Below are 16,003 nucleotides of genomic sequence, written 5' to 3'. Positions count from 1 at the left end.
AAACGCATTTTCCGAATTTAAAACAAAACAAATTATGGACAATTAACCAAATAAAACCAACCAAGTTTATTATTAGATGATTTTTTTATGGAAAGGTTGCGTCCGAATTGCTTTGTCTATTAAACTTTCTGTTCTTTATTGAAATAAACAAGGTAATAATACATCTGTTTTTCTTCGTCCCAGCCTTTTTCTACATATTTTTCAGCACTTTCAGGGTTGATGAAATCGAGTTTGATCTGGATATTCGTATCGAGATTGATCACGTTCTTGATTTTCTTTCTCGCATCAGAGACCGCAGCATTTGCAATTGGGAAAGTCGTCACATCTTCAATCGAAAATTTCTCGCCTTTATCCACTTTATAATTCTTGAATTCCGGAATCAAATCAGGATTGTCCAAAACCTCATTTAAAAAATTCGTCTCTTCAAACTGGTCATTTTTGGCAAAATAATTCACTGAACGGTTCATGAACATCACTTCTTCTTCTTGTCTTCAGCCGGAAGTACTACATCTTTGGCGAATTCCTGGCAGAATTTAAGGTATTTTTTTGTAATGAAATTTTCATCCTGAAACGCATCAACAGAAAGGAAATGCTCTAACCAATATCTTGCGTCATAACGGTTGCTGTCAACGGTCAGGATTTTATAGCCTTCTTCTTTTTTGTAATTGAAAATCAGGCAGCCTTTGTCGAGTTTATTCAGGTTGATGCCTTGTTGCAGAATCATTTCAAGCGCGGTTCCTTTTTCCTCAAACTGAAGAAAATCCGTCTGCAATTCGCTCTTGAAAATCCCGATCGCATCAACGACATTATTGTCAATACTGATATTCGTCAAATACGTCACATAAACTTCCCCGTTCTTAATATGCGGGTGATTCGACTGCTCGAATAAATGTTTGGTAATCTTTTTAGAGACATCATGCACATTTGCCGGATTTTCAAAAATTTCCGTCGCAAATTTGAACATGTCGTTATAATCCAGATCGACTTCGTGGGCGAATTGGAAATAATTTTCCTCTTTATCTCTGAATGGCTTGAAAAAATATTCTTTGATCAAAGGCATGATTTCGTCATTCAACGAAAAAGTGTTTTCTGATAAAAAGATGGCTTCGTTGCGGGATTTGTTTCCAACTCTGTGAATCGATAAAGACTCGATGTGGGTATTGTAAAGGTTGATCATTTTTTTTTTTAGATGAAAGAAGCAAGAGTCAAGAGCCAAGACTTAAAAGTATTGACGTCACCCTTCTTATTTCCTTAATATTTTTGTTAGATTTATATAGTTGTTTTTCTCTTGGTTCTTGACTCTTGGCTCTTTTCTCTTAACTAATTCCAGTTTTCTTCGAAGCCAAAATCCTCAAAATTCTCTCCGCCGTCAAGCATATCCAAATCGTCTTCGTCATAATCATCCTCATCATAATCAAAATCCGAAGTGACTGAATCACTAAAATCTTTCTCCGGCGCATTCATCGGCATTTCACCATGAGAAAATAACAACGAAGGATACGTTTCGCCAACCTCAATTGCTTCAATCGCAGCAAGTTCGACAAGGAAAGTCCACATGTTCAGGAAATCATAAACATAAATGATTTTTGTCTGGTTATCGCTCAAAATTTCATCCAACTGATAATCGCTCATGATTTTCTGCTCGCCCGGCACATCGCCCGTGTCAAAAAGCGAAATCTCCTCATCCTGATTCCATTGGTCATCACACGTATAAAATGAAGCAATTTCGAGTCCGTCAAAACCAAAAGCATTCACGATCGCGTTGTGCAAATCCTCCAGCGTATCGTCTTCCATAATGGCAATATCCCGAAAAACATCATCTTCAGTATCGAGAATTACCCTGAATTTGTAAACCATAATCGTAGTTTTTTATTGAGAGGGCAAAGGTAAAATTTAAATTCAGTTTCGGTGCAAAAAGTAATCAACAATTTCGAATGAAGATGGCCATTGATTCATAGATTTTGGGGCAAGCTTTCGTCTTTGCGCCTTTGCGTGAAAATAATCTCGCAAAAGGCGCAAAGACGCAAAGTAAAACAATCTTTTTATTTTTTCAGAAGCTGATCCGGCTATCCGCAGTAGTTTTTCGGCCGAACCCCGGCCAAAAAAGCTACTTGCTCCTATCCGGGCTAGGGCATCTGTTTTCACAAGAAAATTTTGGTTTCCGACTTTCAACTTTGGACTTTTTACTTTCGACTAATTTCCGTAAATTTGCACTCCAAAATAAAGGAAAAGATAAAATGTTAGACAGACTTCAAATCGTAAAACAGCGTTTCGACGAAATCTCCGACCTGATCATCCAGCCCGATGTCATCGCCGACCAGAAGCGCTATGTGCAGTTGAACAAAGAATACAAAGACCTTAAAGCGCTGGCCGAAAAACGCGATGAATACGTTACCTTAATGGCGAACATCGACGAAGCCAACGAAATCATAACCGACGGCAGCGACGCCGAAATGGTCGAAATGGCCAAAATGCAACTCGACGAAGCCAAAGAAAGATTGCCTGAATTAGAAGAAGAAATCAAGTTCATGCTGATCCCGAAAGACGCCGAAGACGCCAAGAATGTCATGGTCGAGATCCGCGCCGGAACCGGTGGCGACGAAGCCAGTATCTTTGCAGGCGATTTGTTCAGGATGTACACCAAATATTGTGAAGGCCGCGGCTGGAGAACTTCAGTAGTCGACATGAACGAAGGCACATCAGGCGGATTCAAGGAGATCATTTTCGAAGTAACCGGAGAAGATGTTTACGGAACACTGAAATTCGAAGCCGGCGTTCACCGCGTACAACGCGTTCCGCAAACCGAAACCCAAGGGCCGTGTACACACATCCGCAGCGACGGTAATGGTTTTGCCAGAAGCTGAAGAATTCGACGTGCAGATTGATATGAACGATGTGCGCATCGACTTTTTCTGTTCATCAGGGCCTGGCGGGCAATCCGTAAATACTACAAAATCTGCAGTTCGTTTGACCCACATCCCAACCGGATTGGTGGCGCAATGCCAGGACGAGAAGTCACAGCACAAGAACAAAGACAAGGCGTTCACGGTTTTGCGTTCCCGTTTATACGAGCAGGAACTCGCCAAAAAACAAGAGGAAGATGCTAAAAAGCGCTCTTCTCAGGTAAGTTCAGGTGACCGTTCTGCAAAAATCCGCACCTACAATTACGCTCAAGGCCGCGTTACCGACCACCGCATCGGCATGGACGTTTTCGATATGGATGGCGTGATGAATGGCAAAATCCAGAAGTTGGTTGATGAGTTGCAACTTGTCAACAACATGGAAAAATTGAAAGAAGCTAGTGAAGTTTTTTAAAAAGAAAAAAGAATCAAGACACAAGAATCAGGACAGAAATATAAATATGAAAGCAGTATTTTATCGGGAAACCAAATTTCTTGATTCTTGACTCTTTCTTCTTTCATCTAAAAAATGACTACCGACCAGCTCATCAAACAAATCCGCATCAAAAAATCCTTTCTCTGCATAGGCCTAGACCCGGATTTGACCAAACTCCCAAAAGTACTATCCGACACCGAAGACCCGATTTTCGAATTCAATAAAAGCATCATCGACGCCACACATTATGTCACCGTTGCATACAAACCAAATATTGCCTTTTACGAAGCTTACGGACTAAAAGGCTGGCAGTCGCTTCAAAAAACCATCAATTACCTTAACGAAAATTATCCCGAAATTTTTACGATTGCCGATGCCAAACGCGGCGATATCGGCAATACTTCTTCGATGTATGCGAAAGCCTTCTTTGAAGATCTGAATTTCGACAGTATTACAGTTGCGCCTTACATGGGTAAAGATTCTGTTGAACCGTTTTTAGCGTTTGAAGACAAGCATACGATCATGCTGGCGCTGACTTCCAACGAAGGCGCTTTCGATTTTCAGACTTTAAAAGTTGACGGAGAAGAATTGTACAAAAAAGTCCTCGAAACTTCAAAATCCTGGAAGAATTCCAAAAACCTGATGTATGTCGTTGGCGCTACAAAAGCAGAATATTTTAAGGAAATCCGGAAAATCGTTCCTGATAGTTTCCTGCTCGTTCCCGGAATCGGCGCACAAGGCGGAAGTTTAGCCGATGTCTGTCAATATGGATTAAATGACAATGTAGGATTGCTCGTAAATTCTGCACGTGCCATCATTTATGCTTCTTCAGGATCAGATTTCGCTGAAAAGGCGCGAGAGGAAGCATTTAAGGTTCAGGAGGAGATGAAAACTTTATTGGCGAAGTATTAGAAGAAAGATTGCTGCGCTGCAAGAATCAAGACCGCTTCGCTGCAAGATTTTTCGCAAACTGAAAAATCTTGATTCTTGCAGCGCAGCGGTCTTGTTTCTTTCTTCTACAACAAAAATGCTTTCAATTCATCATAAGAACAAATCTTCACGCTTTTCTTTTCCTTTCCCAAAACACTTTCAATCTGTTGCGGAATTGGCAAGGAAACATCCAAAACCGGTTCAACAATATCAAGAAATTTTATCGGATGCGCAGTTTCCAGGAATATACCAATCTGGTTTTCCTTCAATTCCTTTTTCAATCCCAAATAACCAACGGCACCGTGCGGTTCGGCGATGTAACCATTGTTTTTATAAATGGATTTCATTGCTTCCTTCGTTGCTTCATCCGAAAAAGTGTAAGACGAAAAATCCTTTTCAAATTCCTTCAAGTCGTTGTGGTACAATTCCTGAATCCTGATAAAGTTACTCGGATTTCCTACATCCATCGCATTTGAGATCGTAGCTTTTGATGGTTTCGGGTCGTAATTTCCATTTTCAAGAAATCTGGGAACCGTGTCGTTTGCATTAGTAGCAGCGACAAAATGAGCAATCGGCAAGCCCAATCTTTTCGCCATGATACCGGCGCAGATGTTTCCGAAATTTCCACTCGGGCAAGAAACCACAAGCGGTTTTTTGTATTTTTTCAATTGCTTGTAAGCGAAGAAGAAATAAAACATCTGCGGCAAAAAACGCGCAATGTTGATTGAATTCGCCGATGTCAGGTTTTTATGCGAAAGTTCGTCATCCAGAAAAGCTTTCTTTACCATGTCCTGGCAATCGTCAAAAACGCCATCTACCTCGAGCGCAGTAACGTTCTGTCCTAAAGTCGTCAGTTGCCGTTCCTGGATGTCGCTCACTTTACCCGACGGATATAAAATCACGACATCAACGCCATCGACGCCTAAAAATCCGCTTGCGACCGCACCTCCCGTATCTCCGGAAGTCGCGACTAAAACGGTATTTTTTGCACCTGCATTTTCACGATTGAAGTAAGCAATACATCGTGCCATGAATCGTGCGCCAACATCTTTGAATGCCATTGTAGGTCCAGTGAAATAATTCGAGCGAATAAATGTTTTCTTCTACTTCTTCCAAAGGAAAATCAAAACACAAAGTTTCTGCAATGATCTGTTTTAAAACCGTTTCCGGAATTTCGGCACCGACAAATTGCCTGATTGCTTCAAACGCAATTTCTTCATTGGAAAGATTTTCGATATTCTCAAAAAACTTTCCGCCAAGCGGAGTGATGTTTTCCGGAAAATATAGTCCTTTATCTGGCGCCAATCCTTGAATTACCGCTTCCTGAAACGAAACTTCCGGTGCATTGTGATTTAAACTATAGTACTTCATATTTTTTTATTGAACACGAATTGCACAAATTTTCACAGATTGAATTTGTGAAAATTCGTGCAATTTGTGTTATATTTTAATCAATTATCTTCACGCCTTCATCACTCACTCTCGAAACATGAATTTCATAAGGCAACTGCATTTCATCATAAATGGCGCACATCGCTTTCGCTACTTTTCCTGCCGTCTCTTTTCCTTTACTCAAGGCGAAAATCGACGGACAGGAACCTGAAATTCCACTGCCCAAGGCACCTTTTTCCATTGCAGTTGCTTTCATCGCATCAAATCCCGGAATCAGGACACCGCGAATCGGCTCAACAATTTCGTCGTGCAAAGAACGTCCAATCAATTCGTAATCGTTCGTATACAATCCCGCGATTAATCCGCCGACATTGCCCCATTGTGCAATGGCGCTTTTGAGCGAAACATTTTGCTTCAATACCGAACGTGCGTCTGAAGTGCGCAATTCAATTTGTGGATGGATGACGGTCGCATACATTTCAACCGGACTTTTAATCTTGATGATGTCTAAAGGATTATAACTACGAACCAATGTAAATCCGCCAAAAGGGCAGGAGCGACATTGTCGGCATGGGCACTTCCGCTCGCGAGTTTTTCGCCTTGCATCGCGAATTTTACCAATTCAGCATTTGTAAACGGATTTCCCAAAAGCGCATTGATTCCGAAAACCACTCCGGCAGAACTTGCTGCGGAACTTCCGATACCGCTTCCGGCTTTTATTTTTTTATGGATTTCGATTTCAAAGCCGAATTCTGTTTCGATTTCTGCGAGCATTGCCAAAGCTGCTACTCCGGAAACATTCTTTTCGGTTTCCAGAGGCAAATCTGCCCCGATGATTTTTTTAATTCGGATGCCTTTTTCAGCAGTTTTGCGTACGATCATCTCATCGCCAACATTGTCGAGGCATAATCCGAGAACGTCGAATCCGCAAGAGAGATTGGCGATTGTGGCCGGGCAGAATAATTTTACTTCGTTCATAATAATCAGTTTTTGCCGCGAAGACACAAAGTACCTAAGGTTTTTAAACTTTGTGTCTTCGCGTCTTTGCGCTTTTGTGGCATGATTTAGGCCGACAATTAAACATTACCGATACGAATTACGTCCGCAAAAATTCCGGAAGCCGTAACCGCAGCACCCGCGCCCGCACCTTTAATAATCAATGGCTGGTCAACGTAACGATCGGTATAAAACAACACGATATTGTCTTTTCCTTCGAGGTTGTAAAACGGATGGTCTTTCGGGATGAATTGCAGGCCGACATTGGCTTTTCCATTCTCGAATTGCGCTACATATTTAAGGCGGCTGTCTTTCGCGACGGCTTCTTTATACAGGTTTTCAAAATGGACAGCTTCGGTTTTTAAGGTTTCAAAGAAATCCGGAACGGTGTCTGCTTCTGCTGATTTTTGAGGCATAAAGGAGATGTTTTCGATTTCGTCGATATCCATTCTGTAACCGCTTTCGCGTATTAGAATCAGGATTTTACGGGCGACATCCATTCCGCTCAGATCGATTCTCGGATCCGGTTCGGTGAAACCCTGCACTCCGGCTTCTTTTACAACATCATAAAAAGTACTGTTTTCATTGAAATTATTAAAGATGAAATTCAAACTTCCTGATAAAACAGCCTGTATCTTATGGATTTTATCTCCGGAAGCAATCAAATGCTTTAAAGTGTCAATAATAGGTAATCCTGCGCCAACGTTGGTTTCGAATAAGAATGGTGCGTTGTATTTTCGCGACAAATCCTTCAGGCTTCTGTAATTACTGTATTCAGAAGCGCAGGCGATTTTGTTGCAGGTCACGACTGCGATGTTTTCCTTTAAATATTTATCATAGGTTTTGGAAACTTCTTCATTCGCGGTAATATCCACGAAAATACTGTTGCGCAAATTGAGTTCTTTTACTTTTGCGATGAATGCATCTTTATCGGCAGTTTCGCCGTTTGACAGCAATTCCTGCCAGTCTTTAAGCGGAATTCCATCTTCGTCAAAATGCATTTTCCTGGAATTTGAAACGGCAATTACACGCAAATTGATTTTTAAATTGTCCTTAAGGTATTTTTTCTGCTGGTGGATCTGCTCCATGAATTTTTCGCCGACATTTCCAACGCCCATGACAAACAGGTTGAGTTGCTTTACATTGTCTTCGAAGAACCTTTCATGCAAAGTATTGAGCGCTTTTTTTACATCATTTTCATTGATGACAACAGAAATATTCCTTTCGGAAGCGCCTTGCGCAATCGCACGAATATTGACGTTATTTTTTCCAAGTGTACTGAACATTTTACCGCTCAAACCTTGATGGTTCTTCATATTTTCGCCAACAAGTGCTACAATACAGAGATTTTTTTCAACGATACACGGATCGATTTTATTTTGGGAAATTTCCAATTCAAAAGCTTTGTCGATGGATGATTTGGCTTTGTCAGCGTCGGCATTCAGGATTCCGATGCAAATGGAGTGTTCAGAAGAGGCTTGTGTAATAAAAATCACGTTGATGTTTTCATTCGACAACACCTCAAACAATCTTTTTGACGAACCTGAAACACCAATCATTCCGGAGCCTTCGAGCGTCAGTAACGCAATTTTGTCAATGTGGCTGATACCTTTAATCGGATTTACATGCGACAGATTTTCGTTGGAAATATAAGTTCCCGGCGCATCAGGTTCAAAAGTATTCTTAATTAAAATCGGAATATTTTTGCTCAAAACCGGCTGAATCGTCGGTGGATACAACACTTTTGCTCCAAAATGCGACAATTCCATTGCTTCCTGATACGAAATCGTTTCAATCGGCTGTGCCTGCTTTACCAATTTCGGATTGGCGGTGAACATTCCGTTGACATCGGTCAGATTTCAAGTTCGGTCGCATCCAGTGCCGCTGCGACAATCGCCGCCGTATAATCAGATCCGCCGCGGCCTAAAGTTGTATTGTTGCCATCAGTCGATGATGCGATGAAACCCGGAATAATAACCACAGGCGAATTGTCAATGCTGAAAAATTCCGTGATCAACGCATCCGTCAGGTGAAAATTCACAACTGCCTTTCCGAAATGGCTGTTGGTTTTGATCAGTTCGCGGCTGTCTTTGTATTCGCAACCCGGTAATTGCTGTTTGAAAGCCTCGGCAATGATATAGGACGAAAGCATTTCACCAAAACCCAGAATCGTATCAGAAGTGCGGCTCGACAATTCACCCAAAAGAAAACAGCCGTCGAGCAACGTTTCCAAATGGTTGATGATGCGTTTGATGTGGCTTAAAATGGCGCTTTGATCGTTTACCGGAATCAGTTCTTTGATGGCAGTCAGGTGCTTGGATTCGATTTCGGCAATAATGTCTTTGTACGTTTCATCTTTTTCTGAAGCTTTTTGTGCCGCCAGAACCAGCAAATCGGTGACACCGCTGAAGGCTGAAACGACGACTACCATTTGTGAATCGGCGACTTTATTTTTTACAATGTCGATGACAAGCTTAATATTTTGTGCGTTGGCTACTGAAGTACCGCCAAATTTGAGAATTTTCATGATGTTTTGTATGTAATGTATTTACTCGGGAATTTTGCTTTCCTGCGAAAACAATAAAATCTGGATTATATGTGAAAATTTTACCCCAAAGGGGTTGTAGTAGTTGTTGTGGTGCCAACAGCAGTCACCGCCGAAGAAGCGGTTGTGAAAAAATACCTGTATGTCGCGTTGTGCTGTTGCATAAGATTTTTCAAAAGTACATTTTTTTATAAAAAATAAAAGCTTTTGTGAAATTTTTACGGATATCTGTTGATTGGATGTTATTCGTTTGGGATAATTGATTTTTTTGTTATAAAAATAGGTTTTAATAAAATATCTTCAGCGGATTTGGTTTTACGACGCCCCTCGACTGCGCTCGGGGTGACAGATTGTGCTGTCAAGTTATTTGTTGATGTAAATTAGGTTGTCACCCCGAGCGCAGTCGAGGGGGCTTAGAAGATTAAAATTGTGTATTAAATTTTGCTTTACAAAGTCAAATAACCGAATTTTACATTTACCATAATAATCGAAAATGTCACAACTTCCAACCTCTATATTTTCGTTTTTAAACGAATTAAAGCAAAACAACGACCGCGATTGGTTCAACGAAAACAAAGCGAGGTTTTTAGTGCAACAGGATATTATCATCAATTTTGCTGACAAATTGCTCGCTAAACTCAATCTTCATGACGTGATTGAAACGCCTTCGGGCAAGAAAAGCGTTTACCGGATTTACCGCGACATAAGATTTTCGCATGACAAAACACCATTTAAAAATTACTGGAGCGGTAGTTTTACAAGGGCGACTTCGCAACGGCGCGGTGGTTATTATTTTCATTTGGAATCAGGCAACAGTTATATTGTCGGCGGATTTCAGGCACCCAATACGGCTGATATTACGCGAATTCGAAAGGCAATCAGCTTCGATCCGTCGGAATTACAGGAAATCCTCAATCATCCTTCATTTATAAAAACCTTCAAAAAACTCGAAGGTGAACAGTTAAAAACTACCCCGAAAGGATTTGATGCCAATGATCCTGCGATTGAACTGTTGCGCTTCAAGCAATTTCGCCTCGTAAGAAGATTTTCGGATGAAGAAGTTTTGAGTGATGATTTTCTTGAAAAAGCGGATGAGGCATTGCGGAATATGCGCCCGTTTTTTGATTATATGAGTGAAGTGTTATATGAAGATGGCAGATAGCAGATTTCAGACGGCAGTAACTGAAATCTGCTGTCTGCAACCTGCCGACTTCTTTAATCTTATCAACAACCCTTGCTTTTTAGCAATCGATTGCGGAATTTTGCCGCATCAATCAAACCAACATGGACAATACGCATTACATCAGTTCTGATATCCTTACTTTAGACAATCTTCGCGAAATCATCGTGCACCAGAAAAAACTGGAACTTTCAGAAGAAGCAAAAGTTAATATCCAGAAATGCCGTGATTACCTCGACAATAAAATGACATCGCACAACGAGCCGATTTACGGCATCAATACCGGATTTGGCTCGTTATACAACATTAAAATCTCCAACGAAAATTTATCGCAGCTGCAGGAAAATCTCGTCAAATCGCATGCTTGCGGCACCGGCGAAGAAGTACCGCAGGACATCGTGAAAATAATGCTGCTGCTTAAAATTCAATCGCTGAGTTACGGGAATTCTGGCGTGCAATTACTCACCGTTGAACGCCTGGTTGATTTTTATAACAATGATATTTTACCGGTAATCTATGAGCAGGGTTCACTCGGTGCTTCAGGCGATCTGGCGCCCTTAGCACATTTGTCGTTGCCGCTTTTAGGTGAAGGTGAAGTGTATTTTGAAGGAAAGAAATTCCATTCCAAAGAAATTCTCGAAAAATTCAACTGGCAGCCGATTGTAATGCAATCCAAAGAAGGTCTGGCGTTGCTCAACGGCACGCAATTCATGAGCGCTTACGGGACTTATGTCTTGATAAAAGCCTGTAAATATTCGTATCTTGCAGATTTAATCGGAACCATTTCCCTCGAAGGTTTTGATGGCAGAATTGAGCCATTCAATGAATTGATCCACTACATCCGCCCGCACAAAGGACAGGTCGTAACGGCAAAACGCGTTTCCGATTTCCTCGAAGGAAGTGAAATCATTACGCAGAAAAAACAACACGTACAGGATCCGTATTCATTCCGCTGCATTCCGCAGGTTCACGGCGCTTCAAAAGATGCCATCGATTATGTGAAGAAAGTTTTTAAGACGGAAATCAATTCTGTCACTGATAACCCGAATATTTTCATCGACACCGACCAGATCATTTCAGGCGGAAATTTCCACGGGCAGCCATTGGCTTTAGCACTCGATTTCATCGCAATGGCGCTGTCGGAATTGGGCAGTATTTCCGAAAGGAGAACTTATCAATTGATTTCGGGATTGCGGGGATTGCCTGCATTTCTGGTTGAAAACCCCGGATTAAATTCCGGTTTCATGATTCCGCAATATACCGCAGCAAGCATTGCCAGCCAGAACAAGCAATTGTCGACGCCGGCGAGTGTAGACAGCATTGTTTCCTCGAACGGGCAGGAAGACCACGTGAGTATGGGCGCAAACGCCGCAACGAAAGCCTTGCGAGTGATTGATAATCTGGAAAGGATTCTTGCGATTGAATTGATGAATGCGTCTCAGGCTGTACATTTCCGTGAACCGTTGCAATCGAGTGAATTTATCGAGGCATTCCTGAAAGCGTACCGCGAAGATGTTCCTTTGGTGAAAGAAGACAGGATTTTGCATTATGATATTGAAAATACAATTGCATTTTTGAGGAGTTTCCAAATTGAAGAGGAACTTTTTAACTAAAGGCTGGGAATAGAATGGTATGAAAAGCGTATTTTTGCAGTCACTTAAAATTTTACGCCATGCTTAAATCATTCCTGAACTTTCACCCCATATTTTTCCTGATAATCGCCACAACCTTAGAAGTTTTGGGCGATGCGTTGATTAGGATGTCGATTTATAATCACGTCGGCACAGCACGAATTGCGTTGGCTGTCGTTGGTGCGGTACTTTTGTTTGGCTATGGATTTTTCCTGAATTTAGCGCCAGTCGAATTTGGCCAGGTTGTCGGTCTCTACATCGCCACACTGTTTATTGTTTGGCAAATTGTAAATTATTTTACTTTTCATACGCTTCCTACTTTGCCAATTCTTGTCGGCGGCGCTTTAATCGTTTCAGGCGGGCTCATCATTACTTTTTGGAAAGCTTAATTCAGCGTAAATTATCTGCAGGGATTTTGTAATTTTGGAAGTATTCAAATTAAGAAAATGAAAATTGTCCTTTCTCCTGCAAAATCCCTCGATTTCGAATCTCCGTTGCCGACCGAAAAATTCACGAAAAGCGCTTTCATGAAGCAAAGCCGCGAAGTAAATGCCGTCGTGAAAAAAAAATCGCCGAAAGAGCTTTCAGCACTGATGGATATTTCAGATAATCTCGCCGAACTCAACTGGAAACGCAATAAAAAATGGAAGACGCCTTTCAAGCCTGACAACGCGCGGCCTGCCATTTATGCATTCAATGGCGATGTTTACCTCGGGTTGGATGCTTATTCGATTCCGCAGGCAAAAATTGACAAGTTGCAAAACGAACTTCGCATTTTATCCGGATTGTATGGTTTATTGAAACCACTCGACTTAATCCAGCCGTATCGCCTTGAAATGGGAACAAAATTACCCGTTGGCGACCACGAAAACCTATACAAATACTGGAAAAAAACCTTGACGGACGCACTCAATAAAGAACTCAAAAAAGGCGAATTATTCATCAACCTTGCAAGCAAGGAATATTTCGACGCTGTTGATGAAAAAAAGCTGAAAGTTCCCGTAATCACACCAGAATTTAAGGATTATAAAGACGGAAAATTGAAAGTCATCAGTTTCTTTGCCAAGAAAGCACGCGGCATGATGGTACGCTACATCGCTGATACAGATGCGAAAACCGTCGACGATTTGAAAGGTTTTAATTATGAAGGTTATCAGTTCGACGCCAATCTGTCGAAAGGAAATCACCTGATATTTACACGATAATGACCGGCATATTAGCACAGTTGGTCGCATTGACGACTTACGGAAATGATTATCTGAAAAATGGTGACAACGCTGCAAAATTGGGTTTTGAAAATTCTGTTTTTCAATTCTGCAACTCAGTTGATTTCAGGGTTTTCAGGAAGAAATTTTTCTGGTCAAAACCGCAAGAGGAAATCCTGGTCAGCAATCCCGCAAAATGGTTTGAATTTTTAAAACACAATGGCTGTAAGCACCTGCGTTTGTTTTTTGAATATTCTAAAGATGAAAAAATTGCCACAGACCACAAACTTGCAGGAATGGTAGGAGGTGGCGGCACCTGGCTGATTGAAGCGGTTTACGAAACCTATTCCAATTTCTGGGCCAACCGTTGGGAAGTTACTACCCGCGATTCGCCCGAAAATAAAATTTGGACTGTCAATTACGGCATGATTTTCGAGAAGGCCGAAACCATCAATTTGCAACCTGAAAATCTTTCAGTTAAAGAAAAATTTAATGATACGCTTACTGAAATCGCTGCATTTGCCAATGCACATCAATTAAAAAATTGGGCCGATTTATTCGAAAGAGCAAAACTGGTTTTAAGTAGTGATAAACCGGAAGAAAATTATTATCACGACGATTTCGTGCCTTTGCAAAATTATCCGCTGCTTTCACAACAGCTTTTGTTCGCGGCCGGAACAGCCTGGGTTTTCGGAGGAATGGGTTCGTGGAATGACATTGGTTTCAGCAATGAAGAAGATGATGCGTTATACGAAAGTCTTTCGGCCCAACTTTACGCCAACATCAACGAAGCGATTATTGCCGCTGTTAACGCCTATTGACAGATAAAAATGAATGACGATTTCCAGTTTAAATTTATCACACCCGAAAATGAAATCGCCGATTTTACAGAAAGCATCGGCATGTTTCAAAATTCGTCGGATGAAGCGAAGGAAATCGTCATTGTGCCTGACGGCCGCATCGATTTGTTTTTCTGGAAGGTCGGTCAGGAACCTTGGCAGGTAATTTTAATCGGACTTGAAACTTTTCCCGAACAAAGAAGCGTTCCGCCGAAAACTACAGCATTTACAATCAGTTTCAGACCGTTGGCTGTTGAATATATTCTTAAAAATTCCATCGCAGGCATTATTAATACTGCGAAAATTCTTCCTGATGATTTCTGGGGTTTCAACGAACAAGATTTTACTGATTTCGAAACTTTTTCCGCGAAAGCGGCGCAAAAAATAACATCACTTTTACCAACCGCAATCGATGAAAGAAAAACGAAAACTCTTCAAATTAATTTACGAATCTAACGGCGAAATGAGCGTTACTGCACTTTCAGAACGCGTCGGCTGGAGCAGCAGGCAGATGAATCGCTACTTCAGCCAGCAATTCGGACTTTCGCTAAAATCGTATTGCAATATCCTGAGGTTTCGCGCGTCATTGGCGCATATCGCGCGGGGAAGCTTTTTCCGGAACTTAATTTCACAGACCAGAATCATTTTATCAAAGAGATCAGGAAATTTTCGGGAGTAGCGCCGAAAGAACTATCCAAAAACAAAAACGACCGATTTGTACTATTATCAGTCCTGAAGCGGCAATAATTTTGTCCTGTAAATATTAATTTTCAGGATATGTTAGTTACAGATAAAACAATTGCAATCGTTGGTGGTGGTCCGGGCGGACTAACACTGGCAAGACTTTTACAGCTCAAAGGCGCCAATGTAAAAGTATATGAACGGGATTTTGACCAATTTGCACGAGTGCAGGGTTCGCCACTCGATATGCACGACGATTCGGGAATGGCGGCTATTATCAAGGCAGATTTGCTCGAAGAATTTAAAAAAACGTATCGTCCCGGCGCTGACAGGATGATTATCGCCGACGAAAATGCGAAAGTCTTTTTCAGCGACCACGACACTAAACCCGAAGAAGAATTCGGTCACGCCCATTTTCGCCCCGAGATTGACCGCGTTCGTTAAGAAATATGTTGCTCGAATCGCTACAACCTGAAACCGTAATCTGGAACAGCCATTTTATTGCGATGGAAAAATACGATGAAGGGTGGCTGCTGCATTTCAAAAACGGCAATTCCGTTTATGCGGATATCGTGATTGGTTCGGATGGCGCCAATTCTAAAATCCGCCCTTATCTCACCGATATCAAACCATTTTATTCCGGCATAACGATGCTTGAAGGCAATGTGCATGATTCGGAAGCAAATGCACCATTCATCCATGCGTTGACCAATGGCGGGAAAATCATGGCTTTCGGGAATACTAAAAATGTGTTGCTTGGACAAAAAGGCGATGGGAATTTAGGGTTTTATGCCAGTTTCAAAACAGAAGAAAGCTGGGCTAAAAACAGCGGAATTGATTTTTCTGATACAAAACAAGTATTGGATTGGTTCCAACAAAAATACCCCGAATGGGATAAAGTTTGGTATGAATTATTCGAAAATGCAGAAGCGCCGTTCATTCCGAGACCGATTTATTGCATGCCTTTAGACCAAAACTGGGAAGCCTTACCGAATTTAACCATCATTGGCGATGCTGCACATGTAATGCCGCCATTTGCAGGCGAAGGCGCGAATATGGCAATGTTGGATGCATTGGAATTAAGCGAAAACCTGACTTCGGATAAATTTGAAACTTTGCAGGAAGCTATCGCCGATTATGAAATTAAGATGCGAAACAGAGCAGCTGTTGCGATGAAAGAATCATTAGAAAACGGCGAAAAGATGCATAGTAAAGATGCGCTATCAACGATGATGGAATTCTTTACGGCGCATTGATATTCTAAACAG

General features: G+C 41.4%; 12 protein-coding genes and 5 pseudogenes. 11 read left to right on the top strand and 6 right to left on the bottom strand.

Translation table 11 applies throughout. The features are described from left to right. Window positions 1-119: 119 nt before the first annotated feature. The 3 genes and pseudogenes from ACSLFW_RS18660 to ACSLFW_RS18650 form a co-directional block, all read right to left on the bottom strand. Window positions 120-1,177, bottom strand: a pseudogene (locus ACSLFW_RS18660) (nucleoid-associated protein). 143 nt (window positions 1,178-1,320) lie between these two features. After that, complete coding sequence (locus ACSLFW_RS18655) at window positions 1,321-1,857, bottom strand: IS1096 element passenger TnpR family protein (protein ID WP_436557005.1); 537 nt, start codon at window positions 1,855-1,857, stop codon at window positions 1,321-1,323. Between the two features lie 42 nt (window positions 1,858-1,899). Then, window positions 1,900-2,172 (bottom strand): hypothetical protein, encoded by a 273-nt coding sequence (locus ACSLFW_RS18650; protein ID WP_436557004.1) that lies wholly within the window; start codon window positions 2,170-2,172, stop codon window positions 1,900-1,902. A gap of 65 nt (window positions 2,173-2,237) precedes the next feature. Between ACSLFW_RS18650 and prfA the strand changes: the two are divergent. Further along, a pseudogene (gene prfA, locus ACSLFW_RS18645) lies at window positions 2,238-3,315 on the top strand (peptide chain release factor 1). Between the two features lie 114 nt (window positions 3,316-3,429). Further along, on the top strand, window positions 3,430-4,248 hold the full coding sequence (gene pyrF, locus ACSLFW_RS18640) for an orotidine-5'-phosphate decarboxylase (RefSeq protein ID WP_436557003.1): 819 nt from the start codon (window positions 3,430-3,432) through the stop codon (window positions 4,246-4,248). Window positions 4,249-4,352: 104 nt separating this feature from the next. Here pyrF and thrC read toward each other — a convergent pair. The 3 pseudogenes from thrC to thrA form a co-directional block, all read right to left on the bottom strand. Further along, window positions 4,353-5,637: pseudogene (gene thrC, locus ACSLFW_RS18635) on the bottom strand (threonine synthase). Window positions 5,638-5,713: 76 nt separating this feature from the next. Then, window positions 5,714-6,636: pseudogene (locus ACSLFW_RS18630) on the bottom strand (homoserine kinase). A gap of 98 nt (window positions 6,637-6,734) precedes the next feature. Continuing rightward, window positions 6,735-9,181, bottom strand: a pseudogene (gene thrA / locus ACSLFW_RS18625) (bifunctional aspartate kinase/homoserine dehydrogenase I). A 511-nt stretch (window positions 9,182-9,692) separates the two neighbouring features. Between thrA and ACSLFW_RS18620 the strand changes: the two are divergent. The 9 genes from ACSLFW_RS18620 to ACSLFW_RS18580 all read left to right on the top strand — a co-directional run bounded on the left by ACSLFW_RS18620 (window position 9,693) and on the right by ACSLFW_RS18580 (window position 15,991). Beyond that, window positions 9,693-10,361: a DUF2461 domain-containing protein gene (locus tag ACSLFW_RS18620; protein ID WP_436557002.1), complete on the top strand. Its 669-nt coding sequence runs from the start codon at window positions 9,693-9,695 to the stop codon at window positions 10,359-10,361. Window positions 10,362-10,483: 122 nt separating this feature from the next. Further along, on the top strand, window positions 10,484-11,992 hold the full coding sequence (hutH, locus tag ACSLFW_RS18615) for a histidine ammonia-lyase (protein WP_436557001.1): 1,509 nt from the start codon (window positions 10,484-10,486) through the stop codon (window positions 11,990-11,992). A 59-nt stretch (window positions 11,993-12,051) separates the two neighbouring features. Continuing rightward, window positions 12,052-12,399, top strand: a complete 348-nt coding sequence (locus ACSLFW_RS18610) for a hypothetical protein (protein WP_436557000.1) — start codon at window positions 12,052-12,054, stop codon at window positions 12,397-12,399. Between the two features lie 57 nt (window positions 12,400-12,456). Continuing rightward, window positions 12,457-13,215: a peroxide stress protein YaaA gene (gene yaaA, locus ACSLFW_RS18605; RefSeq protein ID WP_436556999.1), complete on the top strand. Its 759-nt coding sequence runs from the start codon at window positions 12,457-12,459 to the stop codon at window positions 13,213-13,215. Further along, complete coding sequence (locus tag ACSLFW_RS18600) at window positions 13,215-14,036, top strand: hypothetical protein (protein WP_436556998.1); 822 nt, start codon at window positions 13,215-13,217, stop codon at window positions 14,034-14,036. The genes yaaA and ACSLFW_RS18600 overlap by 1 nt, the downstream gene beginning before the upstream one ends. Window positions 14,037-14,045: 9 nt before the next feature. Then, complete coding sequence (locus ACSLFW_RS18595) at window positions 14,046-14,510, top strand: hypothetical protein (RefSeq protein ID WP_436556997.1); 465 nt, start codon at window positions 14,046-14,048, stop codon at window positions 14,508-14,510. 7 nt (window positions 14,511-14,517) lie between these two features. Then, a complete protein-coding gene (locus ACSLFW_RS18590; protein ID WP_436556996.1) occupies window positions 14,518-14,733 on the top strand; it encodes a hypothetical protein in 216 nt (71 codons plus the stop codon). A gap of 98 nt (window positions 14,734-14,831) precedes the next feature. Then, on the top strand, window positions 14,832-15,179 hold the full coding sequence (locus ACSLFW_RS18585) for an FAD-dependent oxidoreductase (protein WP_436556995.1): 348 nt from the start codon (window positions 14,832-14,834) through the stop codon (window positions 15,177-15,179). Window positions 15,180-15,184: 5 nt separating this feature from the next. Continuing rightward, entirely contained in the window at window positions 15,185-15,991 is an 807-nt protein-coding gene (locus ACSLFW_RS18580; protein WP_436556994.1) for an FAD-dependent oxidoreductase, read from the top strand. Window positions 15,992-16,003: the final 12 nt, after the last annotated feature.

Source organism: Flavobacterium sp. 3HN19-14 (genome assembly GCF_051373205.1).
GTDB lineage: Bacteria > Bacteroidota > Bacteroidia > Flavobacteriales > Flavobacteriaceae > Flavobacterium.
This window is presented reverse-complemented; position numbering and strand designations above follow the sequence as displayed.